Source organism: Planktotalea sp. (genome assembly GCF_050633725.1).
In the GTDB taxonomy this organism is placed as follows: Bacteria; Pseudomonadota; Alphaproteobacteria; order Rhodobacterales; family Rhodobacteraceae; genus Planktotalea.
This window is the reverse complement of record NZ_JBOEHB010000013.1, coordinates 53359-78847: the sequence shown is the minus strand read 5'-3', so window position 1 is coordinate 78847 and position 25489 is coordinate 53359. Positions and strand designations below refer to the sequence as shown.

28 protein-coding genes are annotated in these 25489 nt (G+C 53.2%); 17 read left to right on the top strand and 11 right to left on the bottom strand.

Going from position 1 to position 25489, the window contains the following annotated elements; translation table 11 throughout:
• The 10 genes from secD to ACRBCU_RS12665 form a co-directional block, all read left to right on the top strand.
• Positions 1–812 (top strand): protein translocase subunit SecD (gene secD / locus ACRBCU_RS12710; RefSeq protein WP_431365762.1); only part of this gene is annotated, 812 nt, incomplete at its 5' end.
• 1 nt (position 813) lies between these two features.
• On the top strand, positions 814–1782 hold the full coding sequence (gene secF / locus ACRBCU_RS12705) for a protein translocase subunit SecF (protein ID WP_431365761.1): 969 nt from the start codon (positions 814–816) through the stop codon (positions 1780–1782).
• On the top strand, positions 1775–2527 hold the full coding sequence (locus tag ACRBCU_RS12700) for a sulfite exporter TauE/SafE family protein (protein WP_431365760.1): 753 nt from the start codon (positions 1775–1777) through the stop codon (positions 2525–2527). The genes secF and ACRBCU_RS12700 overlap by 8 nt, the downstream gene beginning before the upstream one ends.
• A 4-nt stretch (positions 2528–2531) precedes the next feature.
• On the top strand, positions 2532–2894 hold the full coding sequence (locus tag ACRBCU_RS12695; RefSeq protein ID WP_431365759.1) for an Mth938-like domain-containing protein: 363 nt from the start codon (positions 2532–2534) through the stop codon (positions 2892–2894).
• A 5-nt stretch (positions 2895–2899) separates the two neighbouring features.
• Positions 2900–3517: a heme ABC exporter ATP-binding protein CcmA gene (ccmA, locus tag ACRBCU_RS12690; RefSeq protein ID WP_431365758.1), complete on the top strand. Its 618-nt coding sequence runs from the start codon at positions 2900–2902 to the stop codon at positions 3515–3517.
• Positions 3514–4170 carry a heme exporter protein CcmB gene (gene ccmB, locus ACRBCU_RS12685; protein ID WP_431365757.1) on the top strand — a complete coding sequence of 219 codons (657 nt, stop codon included), beginning with the start codon at positions 3514–3516 and terminating at the stop codon, positions 4168–4170. Before ccmA ends, ccmB begins: the two co-directional genes overlap by 4 nt.
• A gap of 41 nt (positions 4171–4211) precedes the next feature.
• Complete coding sequence (gene ccmC / locus ACRBCU_RS12680) at positions 4212–4940, top strand: heme ABC transporter permease CcmC (protein ID WP_431365756.1); 729 nt, start codon at positions 4212–4214, stop codon at positions 4938–4940.
• Entirely contained in the window at positions 4937–5089 is a 153-nt protein-coding gene (gene ccmD / locus ACRBCU_RS12675; RefSeq protein WP_431365755.1) for a heme exporter protein CcmD, read from the top strand. The genes ccmC and ccmD overlap by 4 nt, the downstream gene beginning before the upstream one ends.
• Positions 5082–5621: a DsbE family thiol:disulfide interchange protein gene (locus ACRBCU_RS12670; RefSeq protein WP_431365754.1), complete on the top strand. Its 540-nt coding sequence runs from the start codon at positions 5082–5084 to the stop codon at positions 5619–5621. Before ccmD ends, ACRBCU_RS12670 begins: the two co-directional genes overlap by 8 nt.
• Complete coding sequence (locus ACRBCU_RS12665; RefSeq protein WP_431365753.1) at positions 5618–6397, top strand: potassium channel family protein; 780 nt, start codon at positions 5618–5620, stop codon at positions 6395–6397. The genes ACRBCU_RS12670 and ACRBCU_RS12665 overlap by 4 nt, the downstream gene beginning before the upstream one ends.
• Positions 6398–6566: 169 nt before the next feature.
• Here ACRBCU_RS12665 and acnA read toward each other — a convergent pair whose 3' ends face one another.
• Positions 6567–9251 (bottom strand): aconitate hydratase AcnA, encoded by a 2685-nt coding sequence (gene acnA / locus ACRBCU_RS12660; protein WP_431365752.1) that lies wholly within the window; start codon positions 9249–9251, stop codon positions 6567–6569.
• A 181-nt stretch (positions 9252–9432) separates the two neighbouring features.
• Here acnA and ACRBCU_RS12655 point away from each other — a divergent pair, with 181 nt between their 5' ends.
• Positions 9433–10122 (top strand): DUF1223 domain-containing protein, encoded by a 690-nt coding sequence (locus ACRBCU_RS12655; protein WP_431365751.1) that lies wholly within the window; start codon positions 9433–9435, stop codon positions 10120–10122.
• 6 nt (positions 10123–10128) lie between these two features.
• Here ACRBCU_RS12655 and ACRBCU_RS12650 read toward each other — a convergent pair whose 3' ends face one another.
• The 6 genes from ACRBCU_RS12650 to purB form a co-directional block, all read right to left on the bottom strand.
• Positions 10129–10989 carry a lysophospholipid acyltransferase family protein gene (locus ACRBCU_RS12650; RefSeq protein ID WP_431365750.1) on the bottom strand — a complete coding sequence of 287 codons (861 nt, stop codon included), beginning with the start codon at positions 10987–10989 and terminating at the stop codon, positions 10129–10131.
• A gap of 31 nt (positions 10990–11020) precedes the next feature.
• A complete protein-coding gene (nthA, locus tag ACRBCU_RS12645; protein WP_431365749.1) occupies positions 11021–11662 on the bottom strand; it encodes a nitrile hydratase subunit alpha in 642 nt (213 codons plus the stop codon).
• A complete protein-coding gene (locus ACRBCU_RS12640; RefSeq protein ID WP_431365765.1) occupies positions 11652–11903 on the bottom strand; it encodes an SH3-like domain-containing protein in 252 nt (83 codons plus the stop codon). Before ACRBCU_RS12640 ends, nthA begins: the two co-directional genes overlap by 11 nt.
• Before the next feature lie 40 nt (positions 11904–11943).
• Complete coding sequence (locus ACRBCU_RS12635) at positions 11944–12252, bottom strand: ScnB-like protein (RefSeq protein ID WP_431365764.1); 309 nt, start codon at positions 12250–12252, stop codon at positions 11944–11946.
• 87 nt (positions 12253–12339) lie between these two features.
• Positions 12340–13389: a flagellar motor switch protein FliG gene (locus ACRBCU_RS12630; RefSeq protein ID WP_431365748.1), complete on the bottom strand. Its 1050-nt coding sequence runs from the start codon at positions 13387–13389 to the stop codon at positions 12340–12342.
• Between the two features lie 152 nt (positions 13390–13541).
• Positions 13542–14846 carry an adenylosuccinate lyase gene (purB, locus tag ACRBCU_RS12625; RefSeq protein ID WP_431365747.1) on the bottom strand — a complete coding sequence of 435 codons (1305 nt, stop codon included), beginning with the start codon at positions 14844–14846 and terminating at the stop codon, positions 13542–13544.
• An 84-nt stretch (positions 14847–14930) separates the two neighbouring features.
• Between purB and ACRBCU_RS12620 the strand changes: the two genes are divergently transcribed.
• Positions 14931–15383, top strand: coding sequence for a DUF6314 family protein (locus ACRBCU_RS12620; RefSeq protein WP_431365746.1), 453 nt, complete (start codon positions 14931–14933; stop codon positions 15381–15383).
• Between the two features lie 90 nt (positions 15384–15473).
• Entirely contained in the window at positions 15474–16073 is a 600-nt protein-coding gene (locus ACRBCU_RS12615) for a biotin transporter BioY (RefSeq protein WP_431365745.1), read from the top strand.
• A gap of 105 nt (positions 16074–16178) precedes the next feature.
• Here ACRBCU_RS12615 and ACRBCU_RS12610 read toward each other — a convergent pair whose 3' ends face one another.
• The 3 genes from ACRBCU_RS12610 to ACRBCU_RS12600 form a co-directional block, all read right to left on the bottom strand.
• Positions 16179–17384, bottom strand: coding sequence for a bifunctional alpha/beta hydrolase/OsmC family protein (locus ACRBCU_RS12610; RefSeq protein WP_431365744.1), 1206 nt, complete (start codon positions 17382–17384; stop codon positions 16179–16181).
• 101 nt (positions 17385–17485) lie between these two features.
• Positions 17486–18829 carry a dimethylsulfonioproprionate lyase DddP gene (gene dddP / locus ACRBCU_RS12605; protein ID WP_431365743.1) on the bottom strand — a complete coding sequence of 448 codons (1344 nt, stop codon included), beginning with the start codon at positions 18827–18829 and terminating at the stop codon, positions 17486–17488.
• A 178-nt stretch (positions 18830–19007) separates the two neighbouring features.
• Positions 19008–19577: a YcbK family protein gene (locus ACRBCU_RS12600; protein WP_431365742.1), complete on the bottom strand. Its 570-nt coding sequence runs from the start codon at positions 19575–19577 to the stop codon at positions 19008–19010.
• A 349-nt stretch (positions 19578–19926) separates the two neighbouring features.
• Between ACRBCU_RS12600 and ACRBCU_RS12595 the strand changes: the two genes are divergently transcribed.
• The 4 genes from ACRBCU_RS12595 (at position 19927) to ACRBCU_RS12580 (ending at position 24279) form a co-directional block, all read left to right on the top strand.
• The gene (locus ACRBCU_RS12595; protein ID WP_431365741.1) at positions 19927–21549 is read left to right on the top strand and encodes a L,D-transpeptidase family protein; all 1623 of its coding nucleotides are present in this window, start codon (positions 19927–19929) and stop codon (positions 21547–21549) included.
• Positions 21550–21688: 139 nt separating this feature from the next.
• Positions 21689–22780, top strand: a complete 1092-nt coding sequence (gene lpxD / locus ACRBCU_RS12590; RefSeq protein ID WP_431365740.1) for a UDP-3-O-(3-hydroxymyristoyl)glucosamine N-acyltransferase — start codon at positions 21689–21691, stop codon at positions 22778–22780.
• 36 nt (positions 22781–22816) lie between these two features.
• Positions 22817–23074, top strand: a complete 258-nt coding sequence (locus tag ACRBCU_RS12585; RefSeq protein ID WP_431365739.1) for an acyl carrier protein — start codon at positions 22817–22819, stop codon at positions 23072–23074.
• Positions 23071–24279, top strand: coding sequence for a beta-ketoacyl-[acyl-carrier-protein] synthase family protein (locus ACRBCU_RS12580; RefSeq protein WP_431365738.1), 1209 nt, complete (start codon positions 23071–23073; stop codon positions 24277–24279). Before ACRBCU_RS12585 ends, ACRBCU_RS12580 begins: the two co-directional genes overlap by 4 nt.
• A 58-nt stretch (positions 24280–24337) precedes the next feature.
• Here ACRBCU_RS12580 and ACRBCU_RS12575 read toward each other — a convergent pair whose 3' ends face one another.
• Positions 24338–24955, bottom strand: a complete 618-nt coding sequence (locus ACRBCU_RS12575; RefSeq protein ID WP_431365737.1) for an invasion associated locus B family protein — start codon at positions 24953–24955, stop codon at positions 24338–24340.
• Between the last annotated feature and the right edge of the window lie 534 nt (positions 24956–25489).

Sequence of the window (25489 nt, the reverse complement as noted above, 5' to 3'; positions counted from 1 at the left end):
TCGATGCGCAGCCCGCGTTTGACCAAAACGGACGACCTGCGGTGAACTTCCGTTTCAATCCGACAGGCGCACGCAAATTCGGTGATTATACGGCAGATAATATTGGCAGCCCTTTTGCTATCGTGCTCGACGCCGAAGTTATTTCCGCGCCGGTCATCCAAAGCCACATTTCTGGCGGCTCTGGCATCATAACAGGCGACTTTTCGGTCGAAGAATCCACCAACTTGGCGGTTCTGCTGCGCGCAGGTGCTTTGCCTGCTGGGCTTGATTTTCTAGAAGAACGTACAATCGGTCCAGAGCTTGGCGCAGATAGCATTAAAGCGGGTCAGATTGCCTGTGTTGTCGCCTTTGTCGCTGTTCTGGTCTTTATGTTCCTGAGCTATGGCACCTTTGGTCTGTTTGCGAATATCGCGTTGATCATCAACGTTGGCTTGATTTTCGGTCTTCTCAGCATGATTGGCGCGACGCTGACCTTGCCGGGTATCGCGGGCATTGTTCTTACGATCGGTATGGCGGTTGACGCAAACGTGCTGGTGTTCGAACGCATCCGTGAAGAGTTGAAGGCCTCAAAAGGACCAGCACGGGCAATTGATCTTGGGTATGAAAAAGCGCTCAGCGCGATTATTGATGCCAATATCACCACCTTCATCACGGCTGTGATCCTCTTTGTCATGGGCTCAGGCCCCGTGCGCGGCTTTGCGATTACGTTGGGCCTTGGCATTCTCACATCGGTCTTTACCGCGATCTTCGTCACGCGTTTGTTCATCGTGATGTGGTTCGAGCGTAAACGCCCCAAAACGTTGGAGGTGTAACATGCGCCTGAGACTGGTTAAGCAAGACACAAAGTTCGATTTCTTCTCCCGCTCGAAAATGTGGCTGGGCGTGTCCGTCATCTTGATGGTTCTGTCTCTTGGTTCATTCATGATGCAGGGATTGAACTACGGCATTGATTTTCGCGGCGGTACAACGATCCGTACGGAAAGCACAACGGCGATTGACGTCGCTGCATATCGCGGTGCGATTGAGCCTTTGGGCCTCGGTGACATCACGATTTCCGAGGTGTTCGATCCCACCTTCGACGCAGATCAACACGTGGCGATGATCCGCATTCAAGCTCAGGACGGGCAGGAGGCCGTGGCTTCCGATGTGATCGCGACGGTTCAAACCGCTCTGCAAACGATCGCCCCTGATATCAAGTTTGTTTCGGTTGAATCCGTTGGACCCAAGGTTTCTGGCGAGCTGATCCAGACTGCAGCGATTGCTGTGCTTCTCGCGATTGCAGCCGTTCTGATCTATATCTGGCTCAGATTTGAATGGCAGTTTGCACTAGGCGCGGTTGCTGCCTTGGTTCACGATGTGGTTCTTACGATTGGTGTTTTCTCGGTGGTTCAGATCAAATTCGATTTGGCGATCATCGCAGCCTTGCTCACCATCGTTGGTTACTCGCTTAACGATACGGTTGTTGTGTTCGACCGTGTGCGCGAAAACCTGCGTAAGTATAAGAAAAAGCTGCTGAAAGATGTGCTTAATATTTCGATCAACGAAACGCTGAGCCGAACGTTTATGACATCTGTCACAACGCTTTTGGCACTGATTGCATTGTTCGTGCTTGGCGGTGATGTGATCCGTGGTTTCGTCTTTGCAATGATCTGGGGCGTTATCGTTGGTACGTATAGCTCTATCTTTGTAGCGTCTTCGATCCTGCTTTGGCTTGGCGTCAAGCGCGATTGGACCAAAACGGACGCCAACGCAGGAACGCAGTTCGCCAACATAGATGCCTGACATTTTTGCATCAGCCCTCGCAAGCGATGGGCTGATGTGGATCGCCCTCGCTACATTTCTTGCAGGGCTGGTACGCGGATTTGCTGGGTTTGGCACCGCGATGATCTACCTACCAATTGCCAGTCAATTCCTGAGCCCCGTCGAGGCCTTGGTCACGTTGACCCTGATGGATTGTCTCGGCCCGGTTCCCGCGATGCCGCGGGCGCTGCGTGAGGCGGATTGGCCCGATCTGCGCCGCCTTATCGTGGCAATGACAGTGTTTATGCCAATCGGCTTGTGGCTTTTAGTTACGGTGCCTGACGTGGTTTTTCGCTTTGGCGTCTCGGCGGTATCTCTGCTGTTGCTCGCGGCGCTGGTTCTTGGCTTGCGTTACACAGGTCAATTGAGTGCTTCAAAAGTCTTTGGCGTAGGCGCAAGCGCAGGCGTGTTAGGCGGTGCGGTGGGGCTACCCGGTCCGCCTGTGATCTTTTTCTACATGGCAAGCGCTCACCCGACCCATGTTATCCGCGCAACCACGATGGTCTTTCTGGTCTCATATGATCTGATCATCTTCGCCATGATGGGCGTTCAAGGTCTCCTGAGCCAATCCGGCTTGGTCTTGGGAGCATTGCTGATCTTGCCGATGATATCTGGCGTTGTCCTTGGCACATGGCTCTTTCGCCCAGAATACGAAAAGGTTTATAGAACGGTTGCATATGTGCTAATCGCTGCCTCCGCGCTGAGCGGTTTGCCAATCTGGGGATAACGACATGCGTTTGACGGAACTGCAATTTGAGGATGCCAAACCTGTTGAGGGCTATGGCCCGGGGTTCTTTCGCATTGCGGGCGAAGTCATGGCTGCACCTTTGATCGTCACGGAAACAGGCGCTCGCCCTTGGGGGGGCTATGAGGATGTTGATGCGCTCTTGGCTATGGGCGCAGAAATTGACGTGATCTTTGTCGGAACTGGCGACGAGATTGCGCATATCCCACGTGAAATACGCTTGAAGCTTGATGCGGCGGGTATCGGGTTCGAGGCGATGAATTCTCCAGCGGCCTGCCGCACCTACAATGTGCTTGTTTCAGAGGGGCGGCGCGTTGCGGCTGCCTTGCTGCCGGTTACAAAGGGCTGAGACGGATGCAGCTTTCAGTTAACGACCTCAGCGTCGCGCGTGGCGGTATTGCCGTATTAGAGGGGCTTACGTTTGCGGTTTCTCAAGGCAATGCGCTTATTCTGCGCGGCCCGAATGGGATCGGAAAGACTACGTTGCTTCGATCTATTGCAGGATTGCAGCCCCCTTTGAGCGGCACAATCGAGGCCCCCGAGGATAGCCTTGCATACGCAGCGCATTCTGATGGCATCAAGCAAGTTCTGACAGTACGCGAAAATCTTGCCTTTTGGGCGGATGTCTTTGGAACGCGCGATATTTCTGCGGCGCTCGCTGCTTTCGCGTTAGAGCCTTTGGCAACGCGGCCCGCAGGCGCGCTTTCGGCGGGGCAAAAGCGTCGGCTTGGGCTTGCGCGTTTGCTCGTGACAGGGCGGAAAATCTGGGTGCTTGATGAGCCAACGGTTTCGCTTGATGTGGACGCCGTGGCGATGTTTGCCAAGGCGATCCGAGGTCATTTAGCAGGCGGTGGTATCGCGCTAATTGCAACGCACATTGATCTTGGGCTTGATGCAGAAATTCTTGATGTCGCGCCCTTTAAAGCCTGCGCGCCGCAGATAGATGATGATGCGATGGAGGGGTTCTTGTGAAAGCACTTCTTATCCGTGATCTTCGCCTTGCTATCAGGGCAGGGGGCGGCTTTGGGCTTGGCCTCGCGTTTTTCCTGATTGTTACGGTGCTGGTCCCATTTGGCGTAGGTCCACAAAACGCACTACTTGCGAAGATCGCGCCCGGTATTCTCTGGCTTGGGGCATTGCTTGCGTGCTTGCTCTCGCTTGATCGCATTCTTGCGCTCGATTGGGAGGACGGCACACTAGATCTGCTCGCCTGCGCACCACTTCCCATGGAGGCCGCGGTAAGCATCAAAGCGCTGGCGCATTGGCTGACCACGGGCCTGCCGCTGGTTATTGCCGCACCGCTCTTTGCGCTTTTGTTGAATTTGCCAAGCGAAGGGTATAGCGCGCTGGTGCTCTCGCTTTTACTAGGAACGCCCGCACTTAGTGTGATCGGCACCTTTGGAGCGGCGCTCACTGTTGGAATTAAACGTGGGGGGCTTTTGCTGTCGCTGCTTGTTTTGCCGCTCTATGTTCCGACGCTCATCTACGGCGCAGAAGCGGCGCGGCGCGGGGCAGAGGGCCTTGAGGTTTCAACGCCCTTAATGATGCTCGCAGGGATCACTTTTGGCGTTATCGCACTTTTGCCCTTTGCATCGGCTGCGGTCCTGCGCGTAAACATTCGCTAAATTGAATTGAAGCCCGAAGACCTAAAGGATAGATCAACACCATGTCTTTATGGGAATATGCAAATCCGGTGAAATTCATGGCTCTTTCGGGCCGTGTTCTTCCCTTCGCAGCATGGGCTTCGGCCATTTGCTTGGTTGTCGGTCTAATCTGGGGGTTCTTCTTTACCCCTGATGACTTTCGTCAAGGATCTACGGTCAAGATCATCTATTTGCACGTGCCATCTGCGTTGATGGCGATCAACGTCTGGATGATGATGCTTGTGACCTCGCTTATTTGGATCATTCGACGCCATCATGTCAGTGCGCTCGCAGCTAAGGCCGCTGCGCCAATCGGGTTGATCATGACGGTGATCGCCTTGATCACAGGCGCGATTTGGGGGCAGCCGATGTGGGGGACATGGTGGGCATGGGATCCGCGTTTGACCTCGTTTCTTATTCTGTTTCTCTTTTACCTTGGCTACATTGCACTTTGGGCGGCGATTGAAGACAATGACACGGCGGCAGATCTCACCTCGATCCTCTGTCTGGTTGGTTCTGTCTTCGCGATCCTGTCGCGTTATGCCGTGAACTTTTGGAACCAAGGGCTGCATCAAGGGGCGTCGCTGTCTCTTGATAAAGAAAAGAACGTGGCGGATGTCTTCTATCAGCCACTGCTGTTTTGCATTGCTGGCTTTGTTCTTTTGTTCGTCGCACTGGTATTGCTGCGTACACGCACTGAAATTCGAACGCGCCGCACAAAGGCGTTGCTGGCACGGGAGCGCATGGCATGATGCCCGATCTTGGAAAATATGCAGAGGCAGTTCTGAGCGCATATGGCGCGTCGATTGTTCTGTTGATTGCATTGGTGGCGTTTAGCGTTTGGCAGGCCAAACGCGCAAAGGCCGCGCTTGAAGATGTGGAATCACGTCGCAATGGGTAAGATTTCACCATTGATGATTGCGCCACCCGCAATCTTTGCCGCGCTCGCGACGCTGTTTTATGTTGGCATGTTTCGCGAAGGGAAGGACGATCTGCACTCGGTCTTTATCGGGAAACCTGCTCCGAGCATCGAAACAGCCGCGCCGCTGGAGGGCTTTGCAGGCGTAACACAAGCCGACCTTGCGCGCGGTGACGTCACGCTGGTGAACTTCTGGGCGAGCTGGTGCCCACCGTGCCGCGCCGAGCATCCGACGCTATTGGAACTGGCCAAGAGCCACACCATTGTCGGGGTGAATTTCAAGGATACATCCAAAGCGGCTTCAAGTTATCTCGTTGACGATGGCAACCCGTTTGCTGGCGTTGCGTTTGATCCTCAAGGGCGCACGGCGATTGATTGGGGCGTTACTGCCCCACCTGAGACCTTTATCTTGGATGGCGAGGGCACCGTGCTTTATCGCTTTGCAGGACCACTGGTTGGCAGCGATTACGAGCAACGATTCCTGCCAGAGCTGAATAAAGCGTTGGGGCGGTGAACGCACAGACGGATACCCCTTCTGTCACGAACAGAGCCTATTTGATCTTTTACGTGATTGCGCCAACCCTGTCGCATCTGGTTATCGCATTTGTTTGCCTGCGCAATGGTCCCGGGATAACCCAATATGCAGCGCTGCTTTATTTTGTTGCGGGCCTCACGCTGGTTGCCGCGCTTTCGGGATATTTGGCCTATTTCGAGGACCGGGTGAGCAACTTGCATGCGCTCATGAGCGCTGTCGTAAACGGAGCCTTGTCGATCTTCGTGTTTGCAGCTTTGCATCGCACATCGGGGATTATGTGTGGCTCGCAGGTGTGTAGCGGAACTCAATCGGTAGACATTGCAACCCTATCGCGGATCGCGCCTGAGGCGGTGAGTGACTTGATGTGCGAGGCCAAAGAATGCGTCGAAATCTACACTGATCTTTTAACGGCGTTCTATTTCTCGACCGTGACCTTTACGACGCTTGGGTATGGCGATTTGCAACCCGTGCCCGCGATGCGCGCGCTTGCGGGGTTTGAAGCTGTTGTCGGTTATATGTTCTTGGGTTTTCTTGTTGGTACAGCGTTTCATTGGGGAACCAACGCGCGCGCTGTCAAAGAAGCCTGCGCGCATTGCGCAGTAGAGGCCGAAGCGCGTGAGCTAAAAGCCAGCGTCGCCAAGCTAGAAGAAACTGTGAAAGAGAAATCGCAAGAATTAGCTGCGCTTAAGTCAGAGCAAGTGCGCTCACAACAACAAGCAGTCCAACAGCAGGAGCAAGACCAAGCGCGAGATTGATCGGGTTCTTTGCTGCGATCTTAAACATCTTTGCCATAGTGTCCTCCTTTCGTTGCATTATTCTTATCGTATCACGCCAGATTTGTCAATGTTGTAGGCCAAAACTGACGTCTGTTAGGGGTAGGGCTGGAAGCCCGTACCCCTTAAGTAATCCCTGCATTACGCGTTATCAAGATCGGGCTAAGTCGCGAAGCACATAGTGCAGCACGCCGCCGTGTTTGATGTAGTCAATTTCAATCGCCGTATCGATCCGACATTTCAACGTAATGCTCTTTTCTGTGCCGTCGGCCATCGTGATAGTGCAGGGCACTTCTTGCAGCGGCTCGATTTGGTCCAGACCCGAGATCGAGACAGTCTCATCCCCCGTCAGCCCGAGCGACTTGCGCCCTTCGCCGCCCGTAAACTCAAACGGAATAACGCCCATTCCTACAAGGTTCGAGCGGTGAATACGCTCAAAACTTTCTGCGATTACGGCTTTGACCCCCAATAGCGCCGTGCCCTTGGCAGCCCAATCACGTGACGAGCCTGCACCATATTGAACGCCGCCGAAAATCACCAAAGGTGTTCCCGCCGCTTGATGCGCCATCGCGGCGTCAAAAATCGAGGTCTGCACCCCATCTGGTCCTTTGGTGTAACCGCCCTCAACGCCTTCAAGCATTTCGTTTTTGATACGAATATTCGCGAATGTGCCGCGCATCATGACTTGGTGATTGCCGCGCCGCGATCCATAAGAATTGAACGAGCGCACAGGCACTTTATGCTCTGTCAAATATTGTCCGGCTGGGGTCGTTTCCTTGAATGCACCAGCAGGTGAAATGTGATCGGTGGTGATCATATCTCCGAGCAAGGCCAATACCTTAGCGCCGCTAATGTTCTCTATGACGCCCGGCTCTTCAGACATTCCTTGAAAGTAGGGCGGGTTTTGAATGTAGGTCGAGTCAGCAGGCCAGTCATAGACTTCCTGCTGTGGCACGCTCACGTCCTGCCATTTGGCATCGCCTTTGAAAACATCTGCATATTTGGTCTGAAATGCCTCTCGCGTGACCGTTTTTTCCACCAGCTCTGCGATCTCTTGGGTGCTGGGCCATAGGTCCTTTAGATAGACATCCTTACCCTCGGGTGTGGTCGCAATGACGTCTGTTGTCAGATCTATATCCATCGTTCCGGCCAGTGCATAGGCGACGACCAAGGGCGGAGACGCGAGATAATTTGCCCGCACATCGGGGCTAATACGACCTTCAAAATTTCGATTTCCTGATAGCACAGACGTGGCCACGAGATCGCCTTCTGCAATCGCCTCAGACAGCTCTTTTTGAAGTGGTCCAGAGTTGCCGATGCAGGTTGTGCAGCCATAGCCAACAAGATTAAAGCCGATGGCATCGAGATCATCCTGCACGCCCGCCGCTTCCAAATAGGCCGATACAACTTGCGAGCCGGGGGCGAGAGAGGTTTTGACCCATGGTTTGCGATCAAGCCCCAAGGCCGCAGCTTTGCGCGCTACAAGCCCCGCACCGATCATCACATACGGGTTGGACGTATTGGTGCAGGAGGTAATCGACGCGATGACCACTTTGCCGCTTTCCATCGTGAAATCCTCGCCCGCGACGGCGATTTCTTTTCCCAAAGGGCGTTTGAATGTCTCTTCCATTTCGCGGCGGAACGCCTCTTTTGCATCCGTCAACGCGACAAAATCCTGTGGGCGTTTGGGGCCGGAAATTGCGGGCACAATGCTGGCCATGTCTAGCGTCAAGGTATCGGAATAGATCGGCGCGTAATCGGTGTCGCGCCACAGACCGTTTTCCTTTGCATAGGCTTCAACCAACGCAATGCGCGCTTCGTCTCGGCCCGTTGTCCGCAGGTATCTGAGCGTTTCGCCATCTATCGGAAAAAAGCCGCAAGTTGCGCCGTATTCGGGGGCCATGTTGGCGATGGTTGCGCGATCGGCCAAAGGCAATGTGTCGAGACCTTTTCCGTAAAACTCGACGAATTTGCCAACGACGCCTTTGGCGCGCAGCATCTCTACCACTTTCAGAACGAGGTCGGTGCCAGTTGTCCCCTCAACCATTTCGCCTGTGAGCTCAAACCCAATGACCTCTGGGATCAACATCGAAATCGGCTGACCCAGCATTGAAGCTTCTGCTTCGATTCCGCCAACGCCCCATCCTAGAACGGCTGCGCCATTCACCATAGTCGTATGGCTGTCGGTGCCCACAAGCGTGTCTGGATAGGCCACTTCATCACCGTTTTGATCCACATCGCTCCAGATCGTTTGCGAGAGGTACTCAAGGTTCACTTGATGGCAAATGCCAGTGCCGGGGGGGACCACACGGAAATTCGAAAAGGCGGATTGCCCCCATTTCAAGAACGTATAGCGCTCAAGATTGCGCTCGTACTCGCGCTCGACATTCATCTTGAAGGCGCGTGGATTGCCAAATTCGTCAATCATAACCGAGTGATCAATCACCAGATCGACGGGGTTTACCGGATTGATCTTTTGCGGATCACCACCAAGCGCCTTGATTCCGTCGCGCATCGCCGCCAGATCCACGACAGCGGGAACGCCTGTAAAGTCTTGCATCAAAACGCGGGCAGGGCGGTAGGCAATTTCGCGCGGGTTCTTGCCTCCCTGAACGCCCCATGTCGCAAACGCCTTTATGTCATCGACTGTTACGGTCTTGCCGTCTTCAAAGCGAAGCATGTTCTCAAGCACCACTTTCAAAGCAGCAGGAAGACGGGAAAAATCACCCAGACCTGCATCCGTGGCGGCAGAAATAGAATAATAGGAAAGTGCAGTATCGCCCACTTTAAGAGTTCTGCGGGTTTTGGTGCTGTCTTGGCCGACGGTGATTGGCATCGCTGCCTCCTGTCAAAAATTGAAAAGGAAAGTGGCTGAAAAAATCCTGCCCCATGCTAGGCCACGGATCAAGTGCGTCGGCAAAAGCAGCTCGCGCAGCTCTCGCAAAAGGGTGATTGGTCATTTCAGCCCATTGCCTCTATCACTGAGACAACGACTTCCAAACGCGGATCAAATAGAAATGAACAAGCTTTCAGCCCTTTTTACGGCCCTATGGATTGGCCTTTCCGGCGCTGCGCATGCGCAATCCCAACCTGTTGTGATTGAGCTATTTACCTCGCAAGGCTGTTCATCCTGCCCGCCTGCGGATGCTTTGATGCACAAACTGGCCGCGCGCAGTGATGTGATCGCCCTTTCAATGCATGTGGATTATTGGGACTACATTGGTTGGAAAGATGAGTTTGGCCGCTCTGACAACACTGTTTTGCAAAAAACATATGCGCAGGTTGCGGGCCGGCGTTCCGTCTATACGCCTCAAATGATCATTGGCGGCGTTGATTCCGTTGTTGGCACGCACCCAATGGATGTTGCGGATCTAATTTCTAAACATTCCAAATCCAAGAAAGAGGTCGCTTTGAAAGTGCTTCGCTCTGGCGGCAAGATCACCATTGCGGCAACTGCGGCGCGTCCCGCGAAATATGAAGTGCGCATTGTGAACTTTCACCCACAGCGAACAACTGCGATCAAACGCGGTGAAAATGCTGGTAAAACAATTACCTATGTGAATGTTGTGTCCGACTTCAAAGTCGTGAACAACTGGGACGGCCGCGCACCCTTGTCGCTATCGGTGCCCGTCAAGAAAGGGCCTGCTGCGATCCTGATCCAGCGGTCTGGCAAAGGTGCGATCGAAGCGGCAGCAACGGTCAATTAAACGTCGTCAGGTATTCTTCCAGCGTCGATGAATCCAAAACCACTGATGCATGTTCTCGCGAACAAGTCCCTCCAAGCCGTCGTTGACCGCTTGGGTCATGGTCTTTGCATCACTGTGTGGGATTTCGTCTTGCACCACGATTTCAAAATCCAGACCGTTTTTCTGTCGCACGGCATAAACGGGAATAAGCGCGGCATTGAACTTTAGCGCAAGTTCGGCAGTGACAAGCGATGTGATCGCAGGTTTGCCGAAGAACTCCAGACGTTCTCCACCATACGCATGAAGATCGGTCAAAATCCCCAAAACGCCACCAGATTTGATATGACGCACCATTTGGCTCATACCTTTGCGGCCCTGTTCAAACATCGGTGTGCCGATGGTGGAAATAGAAGCAACGTAATGTTCATTGAAATAGGGGTTAGACATCCGCCGGTAGAGCGCACCCATGTTATGCCCCTTGCCAATCAGCGCTGCGCGGCTCACGTCGTAATTTCCGAAATGCCCGGTTACAAGTATGACAGGGCGTCCGTCGGTTCGCGCTTTTTCCAGCGCGGCAAAACCAGGACCTGTGATCGGGGATTTGCGGGCGCGTTTGACGAAGTCTTCGCCCGAATAAAGCTCGATCAGCGTGCGCCCTGCGTTATTGGGGACCGCTTTACACAGTCGTTGGATTTCGCTTTCTGGCAGATCGGGCAAGACATGCGCCAGATTTGCGCGAATGCGTTTAGGATATCCAGCAAGCGGCGAGACTACTTTTTCAACCAACCAGCCCATTGTTCGCACGCGTGCGCTATAGGGCAGACTAAGGGCGAGCCCGATCAAGCCGCGTAAGAACAGATTGGTGATATATTGCGAGGCGCGTTTCATCACTGCGACTTACTTTGCTTGCGGCGTAGGCTCAAGCAGAAGGCGTGCGCGCAAGCCCGGTTCCAATCATAGAATCCCGTGTGACTAGAGCGGCCAGCGCGGTTTCATCCAAATCCTCGGTGCCATCTGGACGGGCAGGGATAACAACGTAACGCATGTCGGCGGTGCTGTCATGAACCCGAACCCGCGTGCTGTCGGGAAGCGTGACGCCAAACTCCGCAAGAACTTTGCGTGGCTCTTTAACCGTGCGCGAGCGATAGGCGCGCGATTTATACCAATCAGGTGGCAGCCCCAAGAGATTGCGCGGGTAGCAAGAGCATAGCGTACATACGATGATGTTATGCACATCTGGCTCGTTCTCAACGGCGATGAGATGCATTGGTCCGACGTCAAACCCCATTTCCAAACTGGCGTTAGAGCCATCTTTTAGCAAACGCGCCTTAAACGCGGGATCGACCCATGCGCGCGCAACGAGCGCCGCGCCCTGCGCAGGGCTACGCGCATCCATCTTGTCGATTTGCGTGCCAATTTCTTCAGGCGTCGTAATTCCCTTCTCAACAAGCAATTCGCGAATCGCAATTTCCATGCTTTGCCAGTAGCTTAGAGGAGTATCGTCATCCTTTCTGTAAGGATGCCCCGAAGGTGAGAGGTGATCAGAGTGATCATGTGGCATGCTCGGTCTCCTCCAGGTTTATCCAATGGGCGTAGATTTCTGCCTCGATCATATCGTCGGCCCGTTCCGCAGCTTCGCCCCAGAGGTCTTGCGCCGAAAACCGAACCCGATAGAGCATCCGTTCTTCCGCAGGCAGCCCATAGGCCAGTTTTTCAGGGTTTTTGAACGTTGCAATCGTGCGCTCGATCGTGCCGGTTTTGCCGCGCAGGTACGCAGGCGCTCGTACGTGGCCGGGCGGCATTAGCGCACGAACCTGCACTCTTGTTCCGACAGCTAGAAGCTTATTTTCCAAGGCTGGCGTCTCCGTATGTCTCGCCGCGTGCCTGAACCTCGGCCATTTTTGCACCAAGTTCCTCCAAGCTATAGGCCCCGCTTTCGATGAGGTTCTGATTGATCGAAGCAATCCAGCGCTCGTAATAGCTCATGCTTTCGAAAGCCTCTTCTCCCATATCTTCAAGAGCGCGGCGAAGCCCGTCCACAGTGAAATATCCTTTGCCACTGCAAAGAATCATCAACGCATCTACGCGCTTTTCCCAGAGCGAAAAATCATGCTGATCTTCGCAAATGGTCCCTGCGCTTTGCCCGCCCATGTCGTGCCAACGACGTCCATCTGTATCGTGTTTCATGTATCGTAGGCTAACGGCGGGTTTTAACGCTGTCTAGGAATTGAAAGCGGGCTAAGCGTCTATTTCTTCACTGAGCAGAATTTCTCCGCTATCGGCGAGGCCTCGAATGCCTGCGACCACATCGGACATAGCTGTTTCGCCATCTTCATCCGATACTTCGCCCCGCTCTTGAATTGCTTCGCGAAATTGATCGGCCAAGCGGTTTGAAATGTTCGCAAGAATGAACTCCGCTGAAGGCTTTGTTAAATCATCCGTCGCACCAGCGAGCGCCGTTATTAACGTGTCGTTATCGACAACGCGCAAAAGGGCGGATACATCGCGCGCGTCTACGCGGGTTGCGATGTGTTTGAAGGTAAAGATCGCTTTGCGAACTTCGCTTGCAAAGTCCTCGTCCTGCGCGTTCAGCCCATCAAGAAGCGCATCACGCGTCGCGCTACGCGAAGAATTCAAAATCGCGCCGACCCGATCTACTGGTGGATTTTCAAACGCGCGCTCCGGCTCGCTTTCAATTTTTGCAATGAGCGCCCCGCCGATGCGCGCCACGGCATCTGGCGTAATAGAATTGGTCAATGAAACCGCGTAGGTAATGCGGCGCGCGCGCTCGCCCGGCATTTCGCCAAGCATTTTAGCTGCCTTTTTGACATCAATCTTTGAGATCAAAACTGCGGCGATTTCTGTGCTTTCATCATCGACAAGGGCCAGCAATTTATCCGTGTCTAGCTCGCGCAGCCGCTCCCACGGATCGCCGCTTGCCCGCACACCAGTGCGTTTGCGAATCTGTGCGGCGGCCTTTGGGCTAATTTTTCCATCAAGTTCGCTCAGCGCGCCAGCAACGCCTTTCGGAAACGTAAGACCCGTCTGCTCCAGCTCGTTGGCGAATTCTTCTACAACTTGAATAAGAGTTTCGCGATCAATGCGCCGTAGGCTGCCCATTTGTTGTGTGAGTTCGGCTTGCAAATCTTCGGGTAGCTCGCCGATGGGGACATTTGCCCCTTCGGTCATCAAGAACCTGACAATAATAGCCGCCTTTTCCGCCGAGTTTACGCGCCGCGCGGGCGGCTTTATGTCGTGTTTTGCCGAGGAAATTTGGCCAATTTGCATAGTGTGTTACCTGTCAATCTGCTCTCTATTGCAGGTTTAGGGGCAAAACATGAACATTAACTAAAGGCCGGGAAATCAAATCGGTAGAATAAGAAAAAGCAAAAGAGTCATCCTTTCCGACAGAGTTATCGGAAAGGATTAAACGTTCGTATTTAGGCGCCGAACACACGCTTGAAGATCGTATCAACGTGTTTTGTGTGATACCCGAGGTCGAATTTTTCTTCGATTTCTTGGGGGCTTAGCGCGGCAGTCACTTCGTCGTCAGCGAGCAACTCTGTTTTGAAGTCGCATCCCGTTTCCCATACCTTCAACGCACTACGTTGCACCAAACGATAGGCGTCTTCACGGCTAACGCCAGCTTGGGTCAACGCAAGAAGCACCCGTTGGCTCATCACAAGGCCCGGGAACTTGTTCATGTTTGCGAGCATATTCTCGGGATAAACCAGAAGCTTATCGATGACAGAAGTCAAACGTGCGAGGGCGAAATCAAGCGTGATGGTTGCGTCCGGCCCTATGTTTCGCTCAACCGAGCTATGCGAAATATCGCGCTCATGCCAAAGAGTTACGTTTTCCATTGCTGGAACGACAGTCATGCGAACCAGCCGCGCTAGACCTGTGAGATTTTCTGTCAGTACAGGGTTTTTCTTGTGCGGCATCGCAGAAGAACCCTTTTGCCCCATCGAGAAAAACTCAGCAGCTTCAAGGACTTCTGTACGTTGCATGTGACGAATTTCCGTCGCGATGTTTTCGACAGAGGATGCAACGACACCAAGCGCTGCAAAGAACGCGGCATGACGATCGCGGGGGATGACCTGAGTTGAAATTGGCTCTGGCTCAAGACCTAGCTGGGCGCAGACATGTTCTTCAACGGCAGGATCAATGTTTGCGAAAGTACCAACCGCACCGGAAATAGCACCAGTTGCGATTTCATCGCGCGCTGTTTTCAGGCGCGCAAGATTGCGGTCCATTTCCGCATAAAACCGTGCCAGCGTGAGACCCATTGTCGTTGGTTCAGCATGTATGCCATGGCTGCGACCAATGCGGATGGTCATCTTGTGCTCCATAGCGCGTCGTTTCAGAGCTGCCAAAAGTTGCTGTGTATCTTCAATCAAAATATCGGCCGCACGCACCAATTGCACGTTAAAGCACGTGTCCAGAACGTCCGAAGATGTCATGCCTTGATGAACAAAACGCGCTTCTTCGCTTCCGACATGCTCGGCAAGGTGGGTCAGGAACGCGATAACGTCGTGTTTCGTCACTGCTTCGATTTCATCAATTCGGGCGACATCGAATGTGACATCCTTGGCTTTCCAGACAGCCTGCGCGTTTTCGCGAGGAATGACACCTAAGTCGGCCATGGCATCGCATGCGTGCGCTTCGATCTCGTACCAAATGCGAAATTTCGATTCTGGCGACCAAATTGCAACCATATCGGGGCGGGAATAGCGAGGGATCATAGGAGCCTGTCCTTTTGTGTCTTTCAGCTTGGGTTGCGCCCTCTTAGTCTGGGCAGGAAACCTGTACAAGCAAGGAGGCCCCATATGAGACGGAATGCCCTGTCTAAAGCGATGATTACTCCTTCTGATTTTGTTGGGCGCTGGAATATCGCGCGGGTTATTGACGACAAACATGCTGGTGGTCAGGCACATTTTGCAGGCACGGCCCTGATAGCGTGCAAAGATAAAGATTGGGTTTACAGCGAAACAGGAGTTTTGGAAATTTCAGGCATCGCACCGATGCAAGCCGAGCGGACTTATTTGTGGCGGCCCGATGACGCCGGTTTCGACATTTTTTTCGATGATAAACGTTTCTTTCATCGTTTCGATCTAGATCAGGAATCGCAGGCAAGGCATTGGTGTGATCCGGATCAATATGAGGTGCAGTATGATTTGTCGAAATGGCCCAGTTGGCAAAGCACTTGGATAGTTCTTGGTCCAAAAAAGAACTATGTGCTGAAGAATAGGTATTCTCTGTCAGAAACGACGGTGGATTAGAGGGTTTGCACGTAAAGTTTGCAACTTTGCACTTGCGCTTCGCAAATTGGCAAGAGCATATGCGCCAACGAAATTTGACGGAGAAACCAGATGAACCTGTCCTTGAATAACAAAGTCTTGAGCGAAGTGCTTGCGCCTCAGCAGGGTGCAATGCTTTGGGCCAAAAAAGCCGCCCTTGTTATCGCTGGAATTCTTTTCCTCGCGATTGCGGCGAAGATCAAAGTACCGATGTGGCCTGTTCCGATTACATTGGGGACGTTCGCGGTTCTGACAATGGGTGCGGCTTATGGTGCGCGTCTGGGTATGGTCACGATCTTGGGTTACATGCTTGTCGGTGCGATGGGCTTTGATGTTTTTGCAGGATCGTCTGCTGAGAAGTTCGGCCTTAGTTATATGATGGGCGGCACTGGCGGTTATCTTGTGGGCTACGTGCTTGCGGTTCTGGCATTGGGAACGCTCGCGCGCGCGGGTTGGGATCGCTCGGCGCCAAAAATGGCGGGTGCTTTGCTTATTGGAAACGCATTGATTTATGTACCGGGCCTGATCTGGCTGGGCATGCTTTACGGTTGGGACAAGCCGATTTTGGCTTGGGGCCTAACACCATTCTTGGTCGGTGATGCCATCAAGCTCGCGCTTGCCGCGCTCTTGTTGCCTGCAGCGTGGAAAATGGTTGGTCGCGCACGCGGCTGATCCAAAAAATCCTGTTATAGAAAAGGGGCGTTGCTTGGCAACGCCCCTTTTTTTGCTCCTTTGGCTTTCTGCGAGCCTAACTCTCAGGTTTGAACTGATGCCAACTCAAGCAAGCTCTGTGATTACCTGAGAACTGCGCTCCAAGGTCTTATGAACAGGGCATTTATCGGCGATTTCCAGAAGCCTAGTGCGCTGCGTCTCGTCCAAGTCGCCAACCAGCGAAATAATGCGTTTGAACCCGTCAATCTTGCCCAGCGTTCCACTGTCTTGGGCGTGCATTTTGTCATGGCTCACATCGACAGACACACTTGTCAGCGGCCACCCTTTGCGGCGCGCATACATTCTAATGGTCATTGATGTGCAAGCACCAAGTGCGGCCGACAAAAATCCGTAAGGGGACATTCCACGATTTGTCCCGCCATACGCGAGAGGTTCATCAGCCAAGGTATGATGATCCGAGCCGCTATAGACATCTTGCAAAAAACCGCGAGGGTCTGCTTCGCGAACGCGAACGATGCCTTCTGGGGTGCCAATGGGGGGCGCGGCTTTGGGCAATTTGAGGTAGCGCGAGCTCCAAGTCGCAATGACGTCCGCGGCGTGATACGCATCGTCGGGATCACTGATCAGATGGTCGGCGTCATCCAAAGTCACAAAGCTCTTGGGATGTTGCGCTGCGGTAAAAATACGCGTCGCGTTATCTATTCCCACCACCTCATCACGCGGCGCATGCATAACCAAAAGCGCAGCTTTTGAAGCGCTTAGCGCGTCGTTTAGTGAAGTGCCGCTGACGTCTTCAACGAAAGCTTTGCCGATCGTGATTGGGCGACCGCCGAGATTCACCTGTGCCTGACCGTTTGTTGCGATGTCCTTTAATGCGCCGCTAAAGTTGTGAGTGACATGTTCAGGGTCAAACGGCGCAGCTAATGTCACAACGGCTTTCACGCCCTCGAGTGTGGGCGCGACCTTGAGAATTGCAGCGCCGCCAAGAGAGTGGCCTATCAACAGGCTCGGGGGCATGCCGCGCTTGGTCAACATGTTCGCAGCGGCCTTCAGGTCATCAACGTTGGAAGTAAATGTCGTGTTCGCAAATTCGCCTTGAGAATGCCCGAGCCCGGTAAAATCAAACCGCAAAACGGCGATGCCTTGGTCCGCGAGGCGCTGAGAAATACGGCGCGCCGCTGGAATATCCTTTGAGCAAGTGAAGCAATGGGCAAACAACGCCGTAGCGAGGTGTGGCCCATCTGGTAGATCAAGCCGAGCCGCCAAATGCGCTCCGGAGTGACCAGTAAAAGTAAGGCGTTCTATAGGCATCCGCATTCTCCTTGCTTGGACCCTAGAGTGGGGGCTTTTCTTGCAAGTGTGAAGGCGTGTTACAACGCAATCGCGGTGAGGTGATCGGCCCTCGTTTTGTGTTATGCATTTCCCATCAACGCCGGATCAAAGGGATATTTCGTAAGGTTTTCATAACCGTCTTCAGTTATGAGAACTTGGTCTTCCAACTTGATCGAAAAATCGCCGCCGACCTCGCCACAAGCCGCTTCAACGCACAGAACCATGCCGGGCTCGAGCGGATAGTCGAATGATCCAGGCACATGCTTGGATTTATGTGCCACCAATGGCCATTCATCACATAGGCCGACGCCATGCATCATACAGCCATATTGTTGCGCTTTGAACTTTTCCGGGTGCTCCATACATTGATCGATTAGATCTGGGATCATCAATCCCGGCTTGAGCAACGACATGTTGTGCATGATAAATTCATGGGCATGTTTCATCGTGTCGATCATATCTTGGCGTGGCTTTTGATCGCCGATCCACCATGTGCGTGAAATGTCGACGCAAATGCCATAGGAACCGATAAGATCTGTATCAAAGGCAATGATTTCATTGTTTTGAACTATGCGGGGGCCACATTCTTGGAACCATGGATTTGTGCGTTGGCCCGAAGCCAGCAGGCGGGTCTCGATCCACTCGCCGCCGCGCTTGATGTTTTCCGCATGAAGAACCGCCCAAATGTCATCTTCAGATGTATTGCCCAACGGCACTTGTGTGCGCGCGAATTGCTCCATCTCAAAACACGCATCCTCGCAGGCTTGCGATGCGCATCGCATCGCTAGGATTTCATCGGGCCCTTTGATCGAGCGCGATTTTTCTGTGACTTCCTCGCCTTCCATGATTTCAAAGCCTTGCTCTTCGAGTGCGCGCAACCCGTGAAGCATGATTTTGTCCACCGCGAGGCGCTTGTTACCGCCAGCGTGTTCTTCGAGAAGGACACGTACTTCGTTGGAAAAGACATCGGCTTGCACGTCAATCTTGTCGCCGCGATCAAAGTAGAAAAGGTCGGCGCCTGATCGTTGCTCGCGCACCAGGGGATTGAATTTACTTAAGAAAGGTGAGTTTTTGTAGTCCCAGATCACCATGTAACCATCGGCGCACAGCAGAACCGCGCGGAACGGGTTGTGGGTATTCCAAAGCTGCATATTTGTGCTGTCGGTGGCGTAGCGAATGTTGAGGGGGTCGAACATCAGAAGACCAGCATAACCGCGATCAACGATATGTTGGGTCAAACGTTTCCAGCGGTATTCGCGCATGCGTGCTAGATTGGGCAGCTCAAGCCCCGCAGCCTCCCATTCGTTAAAGGCAAGCTGCGTTGGCCCAATTTCGATTCTGTCGTTTTCATTAGGGCTTCCATCACCGAGCGTGTCGCCTTTGCTTGGGTCAATCTTGCGTGTGTCGCGATAATGATGGTTCATATCAGGCCTCCCGTTTCACCCAGCATGGTGGGGCAATTTGGGAAACTCATGCATGCTTGCGACCAATTTGGATGTCGCTTTTCGCCCGTTTAGCAGGCAGGAACTGGGAGCGGGAGGCACAAAAAAAGCCCTTGCAAATGCAGGGCTTCGTTTGAATTTAGATGCTTTTGGGGAAAGCTTATCTGCCCCAAGTGCGGACAGGTCCGCAATCCATGTGCACAAAGTTAGAGCCAGAGTAACGCCCAACGCCGCCGCCGCGGCAGGCAGATGCGGCGCGTGAAACTTGGCTGACAGAGCGCGATGATAGTCGCAGATCAGCCGCCTGACCCTTCATGTGAAGTGAATTTTTGGCGACGCCTTTAGAACGTGAACGCAGCATTGCGTTGGTTTTTGGGCTGCGATAGCCGGACAGCAACATGTAAGGTTCGCTTGAGTCCAATAGGTTATGCGCTGCGGCCATTACATCAATTGTGCGAAGATCAATGAACTTAACATCATTCGTGCGCCAATCGCGCATAAAATGGTGAACTTCCTGAACTGCTTCTTTGATGTATTTGCCTTCGACCCAATAAATCATGTCGATACGCTCGCCAGTACGGCCAGAATACATTTTGATACGTCGGATATCGCCACCACCGCGCAGGAAACCTGCTGCATTGGAGTAGGTAGGAGTGGCTACTACTGCTGTTGCCGCAAAGGCACCAAGCAGGCCACGGCGTGTAACGCCGGTACTCATCCCGTCTGACATACTCAAGTCCGTCCCGTTTTTACCTGTTCGCATCTGATGTTACAGATGCTCTGCCTAATTCATCCCCGCAGTAACCGCTCTATGACACAGTTCGAATCGGCAACCAAGCCTCGATTTCTCTATCTGTAATTTGGCAACCAATTTCGGCATTTTTTTGCTCAAAATTGTAAAAATATCATTTATGTGCACCTTTCGGGCGAGTGCGCGGTGCAGTGCTGCACCACACTTCGTCTTTTGTTTCACGCTCGACGAAATGTGAATGGACAGAGCAGGGGGCAATGAAAGAAGACAGCGTCTAAGACCCACACGCTGCCAGTGTGGACAAAAATTGTATTTTCGGGGGACAACGATGCAAACGCTTCGCAGTCAGACACATAGTATTTTCAGAACGCTTCTACCTGTTTTTGCGTTCACCCTTCTTAGCCTTGCATTGTTGGCGAGCCCTGCCACTGCGCAGGTTACTGCGTTCAAGCAGGCCGTCGCCGAAGCGGCTGCAAAAGACAAAGACATCGCTGCCTTTTATCAGGCGAACAAATATAAAGCGATTTGGACAGGCCGAAGCGGAAAAGATCGCCAGCGCCGCGATGCGCTTTTGAATGCGGTAACGAACGCCGCTGATCACGGTTTGCCTGTTTCGCGCTACAACCCGACCCAACTGAAAGCGCTGCTCAAGAATGCGCGCAGCCCGCGTGAGCGTGGTGCGGTCGAAGTCGAAATGAGCCGGATTTTCTTGCAATACTCCAGAGATCTGCAAACCGGTGTCTTGGTTCCATCGAAAGTCGATAGCGACATCGTGCGCCAGATTCCGCTGCGCGATCGTGTGTCCTATCTCACGAACTTTACCAAGTCCTCGCCAAAGCGCTTTTTCAATGCATTGGCTCCGACGGCGCCAGAATATGCGCGTTTGATGAAATCCAAACTCTTGATGGAGCGTCAATTGGCCAATGGTGGCTGGGGGCAGAAGGTTCCTGCTAAGTCGCTAAAGCCAGGCCAGTCTGGCAATGCGGTTGTAATCCTGCGCAACCGTTTGCAGGTGATGGGATATCTCAAGCGGTCTTCTTCGCAGACCTACGATGCTGCGATGCAATCCGCTGTGCAGCAATTTCAGGCGTCGCGCGGCTTGAACCCTGATGGCGTTGCGGGTCCTGGAACGATGTCCGAGATCAATCGCCCGATTGAATCGCATTTACAGGCCGTGATGGTCGCGATGGAGCGTGAGCGTTGGATGAACCGTCCACGCGGTAAGCGCCACGTTTGGGTGAATTTGACAGATTTCAGCGCTGCGATCATTGATAACGGCAAAGAAACATTCAAAACCCGTTCCGTCATTGGTAAAAACCAGAGTGATCGCCGTAGCCCCGAATTCTCTGATGTGATGGAATTCATGGTGATTAACCCGACGTGGAACGTTCCGCGCTCGATTGCGACAAAAGAATACCTGCCGCTTTTGCAGCGTAACCCGAATGCCGTCGGTCACCTGCGCATTGTTGACAGTCGCGGTCGCACTGTGTCCCGCTCTGCTGCGAACTTTGGTGCCTATTCAGCCAAGACCTTTCCTTACAACATCAAGCAGCCTCCGAGCCGTGGAAATGCTTTGGGTCTCGTAAAGTTCATGTTCCCGAACCGTTACAACATCTATCTGCATGACACGCCTGCAAAGAACTTGTTTAGCCGCGAAGTGCGCGCCTATTCGCATGGCTGCATCCGTTTGCACCAGCCGTTTGATTTTGCTTATGCGTTGCTGGCCAAGCAGACAAATGATCCAAAGGGATTCTTTCAGGCCAAGCTTAAAACAGGCAATGAAACCCGCGTGAACCTGAATGAACCTGTGCCTGTACATATTGTATATCGCACAGCATTTGTGACCGCAGATGGGCGTGTGAACTTCCGCCGCGACATCTATGGCCGCGACGCACGTGTTTATTCGGCGCTGGTCAAAGCAGGCGTGCAAATGCGCGCGGTTGGCGGCTAATCCACGCCTTTGATTGATTTGAGAAAGCCGGGGGAAGCCCCGGCTTTTTCTGTTTCAACGAACGGATAAGCGCTTGGCGGGGTTTGCCTCGCCGCGCGATATCGCCTACATCAACGCCAACACTGCGATGGGACGAGCTATGAGCTATACAATTGAGCAAATCGCGACTGCGCTTGGCGCTGAGGCCGTGGGCGATGTGGCCCTGAAAATCGCCTCCGTCGCGGAGCCTGCACAGGCCTCTAGCAATCAGCTTGCTTTGGCGATGAAGCCCGAGTTTGCAGCTCAGTTGAGCGAAGGAAACGCCGTATCCGCTATGCTTTGGGAGGGGGCCGATTGGCAAGGTTTTGGTTTGAAAGCTGCCATTCTTGCACCTCGACCCCGTTTTGCAATGGCAGGTCTGAGCGCGATGATGGATCCTACGCCACGCGCCGTTGCCGGGGTTCATGCCTCTGCCATCGTCGATCCCGCTTCTCAACTTGGCGATGGGGTAAGCATTGGCCCATTGGCGGTCATCGAAGCTGGTGCGCAAATTGGTGCGGGTGCGCAGATTAGCGCGCAGGTCTTTATTGGACGCGGCGCTGTCATTGGAGAAAACGCAATTCTGCGCGAGGGCGTGCGCATTGGAGCGGGTGTTTCCATCGGTGCGCGGTTTATTGCACAACCGGGCGCAACCATCGGCGGCGACGGATTTTCTTTTGTGACGCCAGAGGTTGGCGCAGTTGAGCGCGCGCGCGACTCGCTCGGGGATCAAGGTGATATCAAAGCTCAAAGCTGGACGCGCATTTACTCGCTTGGGTCTGTGCAGATCGGCGATGACGTTGAGATTGGCGCAAACTCCTGCATTGATCGCGGAACGGTGCGCGACACGATTGTTGGCAACGGATGCAAATTCGATAACCTTGCTCAGGTCGGGCATAATGTCGTGATCGGAAACGATTGCATGATTTGCGCACAGGTTGGCATTGCCGGCTCAACCCGCATTGGCAACAATGTCGTGCTTGGTGGGCAAACAGGGGTAAGCGACAACGTTTTTGTGGGCGACAACGTCATCACGGGCGGGGCGACCAAAGTGTTGGCGAATGTGCCAGCAGGGCGTGTGATGCTCGGATATCCTGCTGTCAAAATGGACAAGCAGATCGAAATTCACAAACTCTTGCGCCGCTTGCCGAGATTGTTCAGCGATGTCACAGCCTTGAAAAAGGATGTTTCCAACGCGCGCAGCACAGACTAAATCAACGCTAACGTATTTGGCACAAAGGACATGGCCATGAGCATACGCACGCAAGTCTTTGAAATCATCGCCGAGCAAGCGCTTTTAGACGTCGATGATGTAAGTGGTGAGAGCACCCTTGAAAGCCTTGGCATTGATAGTTTGGGGTTGGTTGAAAGCATTTTCGCGATTGAGGAAGCTTTTGATATCACCATTCCATTTAACGCCAACGAACCTGAGAAAAGCGAATTTGATATTTCCTCTGTGGAAACGATTATCGCAGGTATCGAAGCTTTAATCGCAGCGAAATCGTGAGACGCGTTGTCATCACAGGCGCGGGAACGATCAACGCCCTTGGCAAGTCTGTCCATGCAACTCTGGATGCCATGCAGAACGGGCGGTGCGGCATCGGTCCGCTCGAATTTCGGGATGTCGAGCGTCTGTCTATTCAAATTGGCGGGCAGGTCAAAGGATTTGAAACAGACGCGTTGTTCAACCGTCAACAAATGACCTTGTATGACCGCTTTACCCAATTCACGCTTTGCGCCGCAAAAGAAGCGATTGCGCAGTCTGGAATAGAGTTTACTGGCGAATTATCCGCGCGTTCCGGCGTTGTTCTTGGCACTGCGGGGGGGGGCGTTAGCACGTGGGATGACAATTACCGTTCTGTCTATGAGGACGGAAAGAACCGTGTTCACCCATTTGTTGTGCCCAAACTGATGAACAACGCGGCCTGTAGTCATATCTCGATGGAACATAATCTGAAGGGGCCCAGCTTTACAGTTTCAACCGCTTGTGCTTCGTCCAATCATGCGATGGCGCAGGCCTTTTCGATGATCCGCACAGGGATGGCCGAGGTCATGGTTACGGGCGGGTCGGAATCGATGCTGTGTTTTGGCGGCGTGAAAGCTTGGGAAGGGCTGCGCGTGATGTCAAAGGATGCGTGCCGCCCCTTTAGTGCGAACCGAAACGGGATGGTGCAGGGCGAGGGGGCTGGCATTTTCGTGTTCGAAGAAATGGAACACGCACAGGCGCGCGGCGCAGATATCCTGTGCGAAGTTGCTGGTTTTGCGATGTCCTCGGATGCCGCTGATATTGTGATGCCCTCCAAGCAGGGCGCGGCGCGTGCGATTGCAGGCGCTTTGCAAGACGCCAAGATTGATCGTTCCGAAGTCGGTTACATTAATGCGCATGGCACCGGAACGGCAGCAAATGACAAGACCGAGTGCGCCGCAGTCGCAGATGTATTTGGCCCGCATGCAGATGAATTAATGATCAGCTCGACCAAGTCCATGCACGGTCATTTGATTGGCGGCACAGGAGCGGTAGAGCTTTTGGCCTGCATCATGGCACTGCGCGACGGGGTCATTGCCCCGACGATCGGTTATGAAGAGGCCGATCCGGAATGCGCATTGGATGTGGTGCCAAATGAGGCGCGCGATGCGAATGTTGAGGTTGTCTTGAGCAACGCCTTTGCCTTCGGTGGGCTGAACGCCGTGATCGCGCTTCGAAAAGTATAGCCTCAGACTAAAAAAGCGCGCCAAGATGGCGCGCCTTTTCGTTTTTGTCAGTTTTGAATTACTGCGTAACGACAGATGATTTGTCATATCCCGCGGTGAACCCTTTCAGGGACATATTCAGGTCAACTTTCTGATCAGGCGCGAGGAAAGGAACGATTGTTACTGTCGCAGACGCCCCACGTTTGAAACCGTCAACGTCACCTTTGGTCAGGCCAATCCGTGCAAAGCAGCCGATAGGGTTACAGAAAGAATAGGGGTAACGCTTGCCCTGCGCGCCATCTACAGAAATACGAAGTTGCGCTTGCAAGGATGTTTCGAGCGGCACAACAACAGTCGCGCCCGCAATCGCCTGTCCACCAGCAGGAAGACGGAAAATGCTCACTTCAGCGACGGAATTGCCTTCGTCGTCTTTTAGAAGCTGGTACATTTGGCAGGGCTCTTCGGCTTCGGCATCGGCTTCACCGCGAATACACTGAATTTCCCAATCCTGCTCGTTCTCGCGAATGTAGGTTTGGCCAACTTGAGGGACATCGGCGTCTTCGCCCATGTTCAAATCAGTTTCAATCGGAGCGATGGGTTTGCTTTCGTCGGCCGTTTCAGTAGCCGTTTGCGCCAAGGTCGCGCTGGATAGCGCAAAACAGGCGATGGCGGAAAGGGCGAACGTACGAGTTATCATCAAAGGCTTCCTGACTTTGTTTGTTTGAGCCTGCATAACATGCGAGTTTTTCGCTGTCAGTGGCTTGTAATCGAAATTGTGGCGAACTTCTGCTTATTTTGCGCAAACTGGATCGCTTGGCAAGGCCAAGGGTAATAATGAGGAACCTGATAACGCGTTGGAATTTTTCAATAAAAAAGGGAAGATCTCTTGCGGATCTTCCCTCCTATTTATTTTCCCCGTCAGACTGGCCGACTTATTGGCGCAACGTTACGATGGTGAAACTCAAGCGTCAACAGGAAAACTGTCAGAATGTCGCATCCTTTGTGCGTCAAGCAGAAAAAAATGCGATTTTTTCGATCTCTGGGTGCAATGATTTGAAATCACATAAAAAAACCGCGCCACAAGGGCGCGGTAAGTCTGACAGGGAGGAAGTCCGCCCACAGCACGAGGACAGTCGGCTGCGAACAGATTGCACTTTGACATGAATAAGTTAACGTGCCGTTTCCGTGTGGTCCTTTCTATCAGGACAATACACTTACAGTTTTAAGCAAG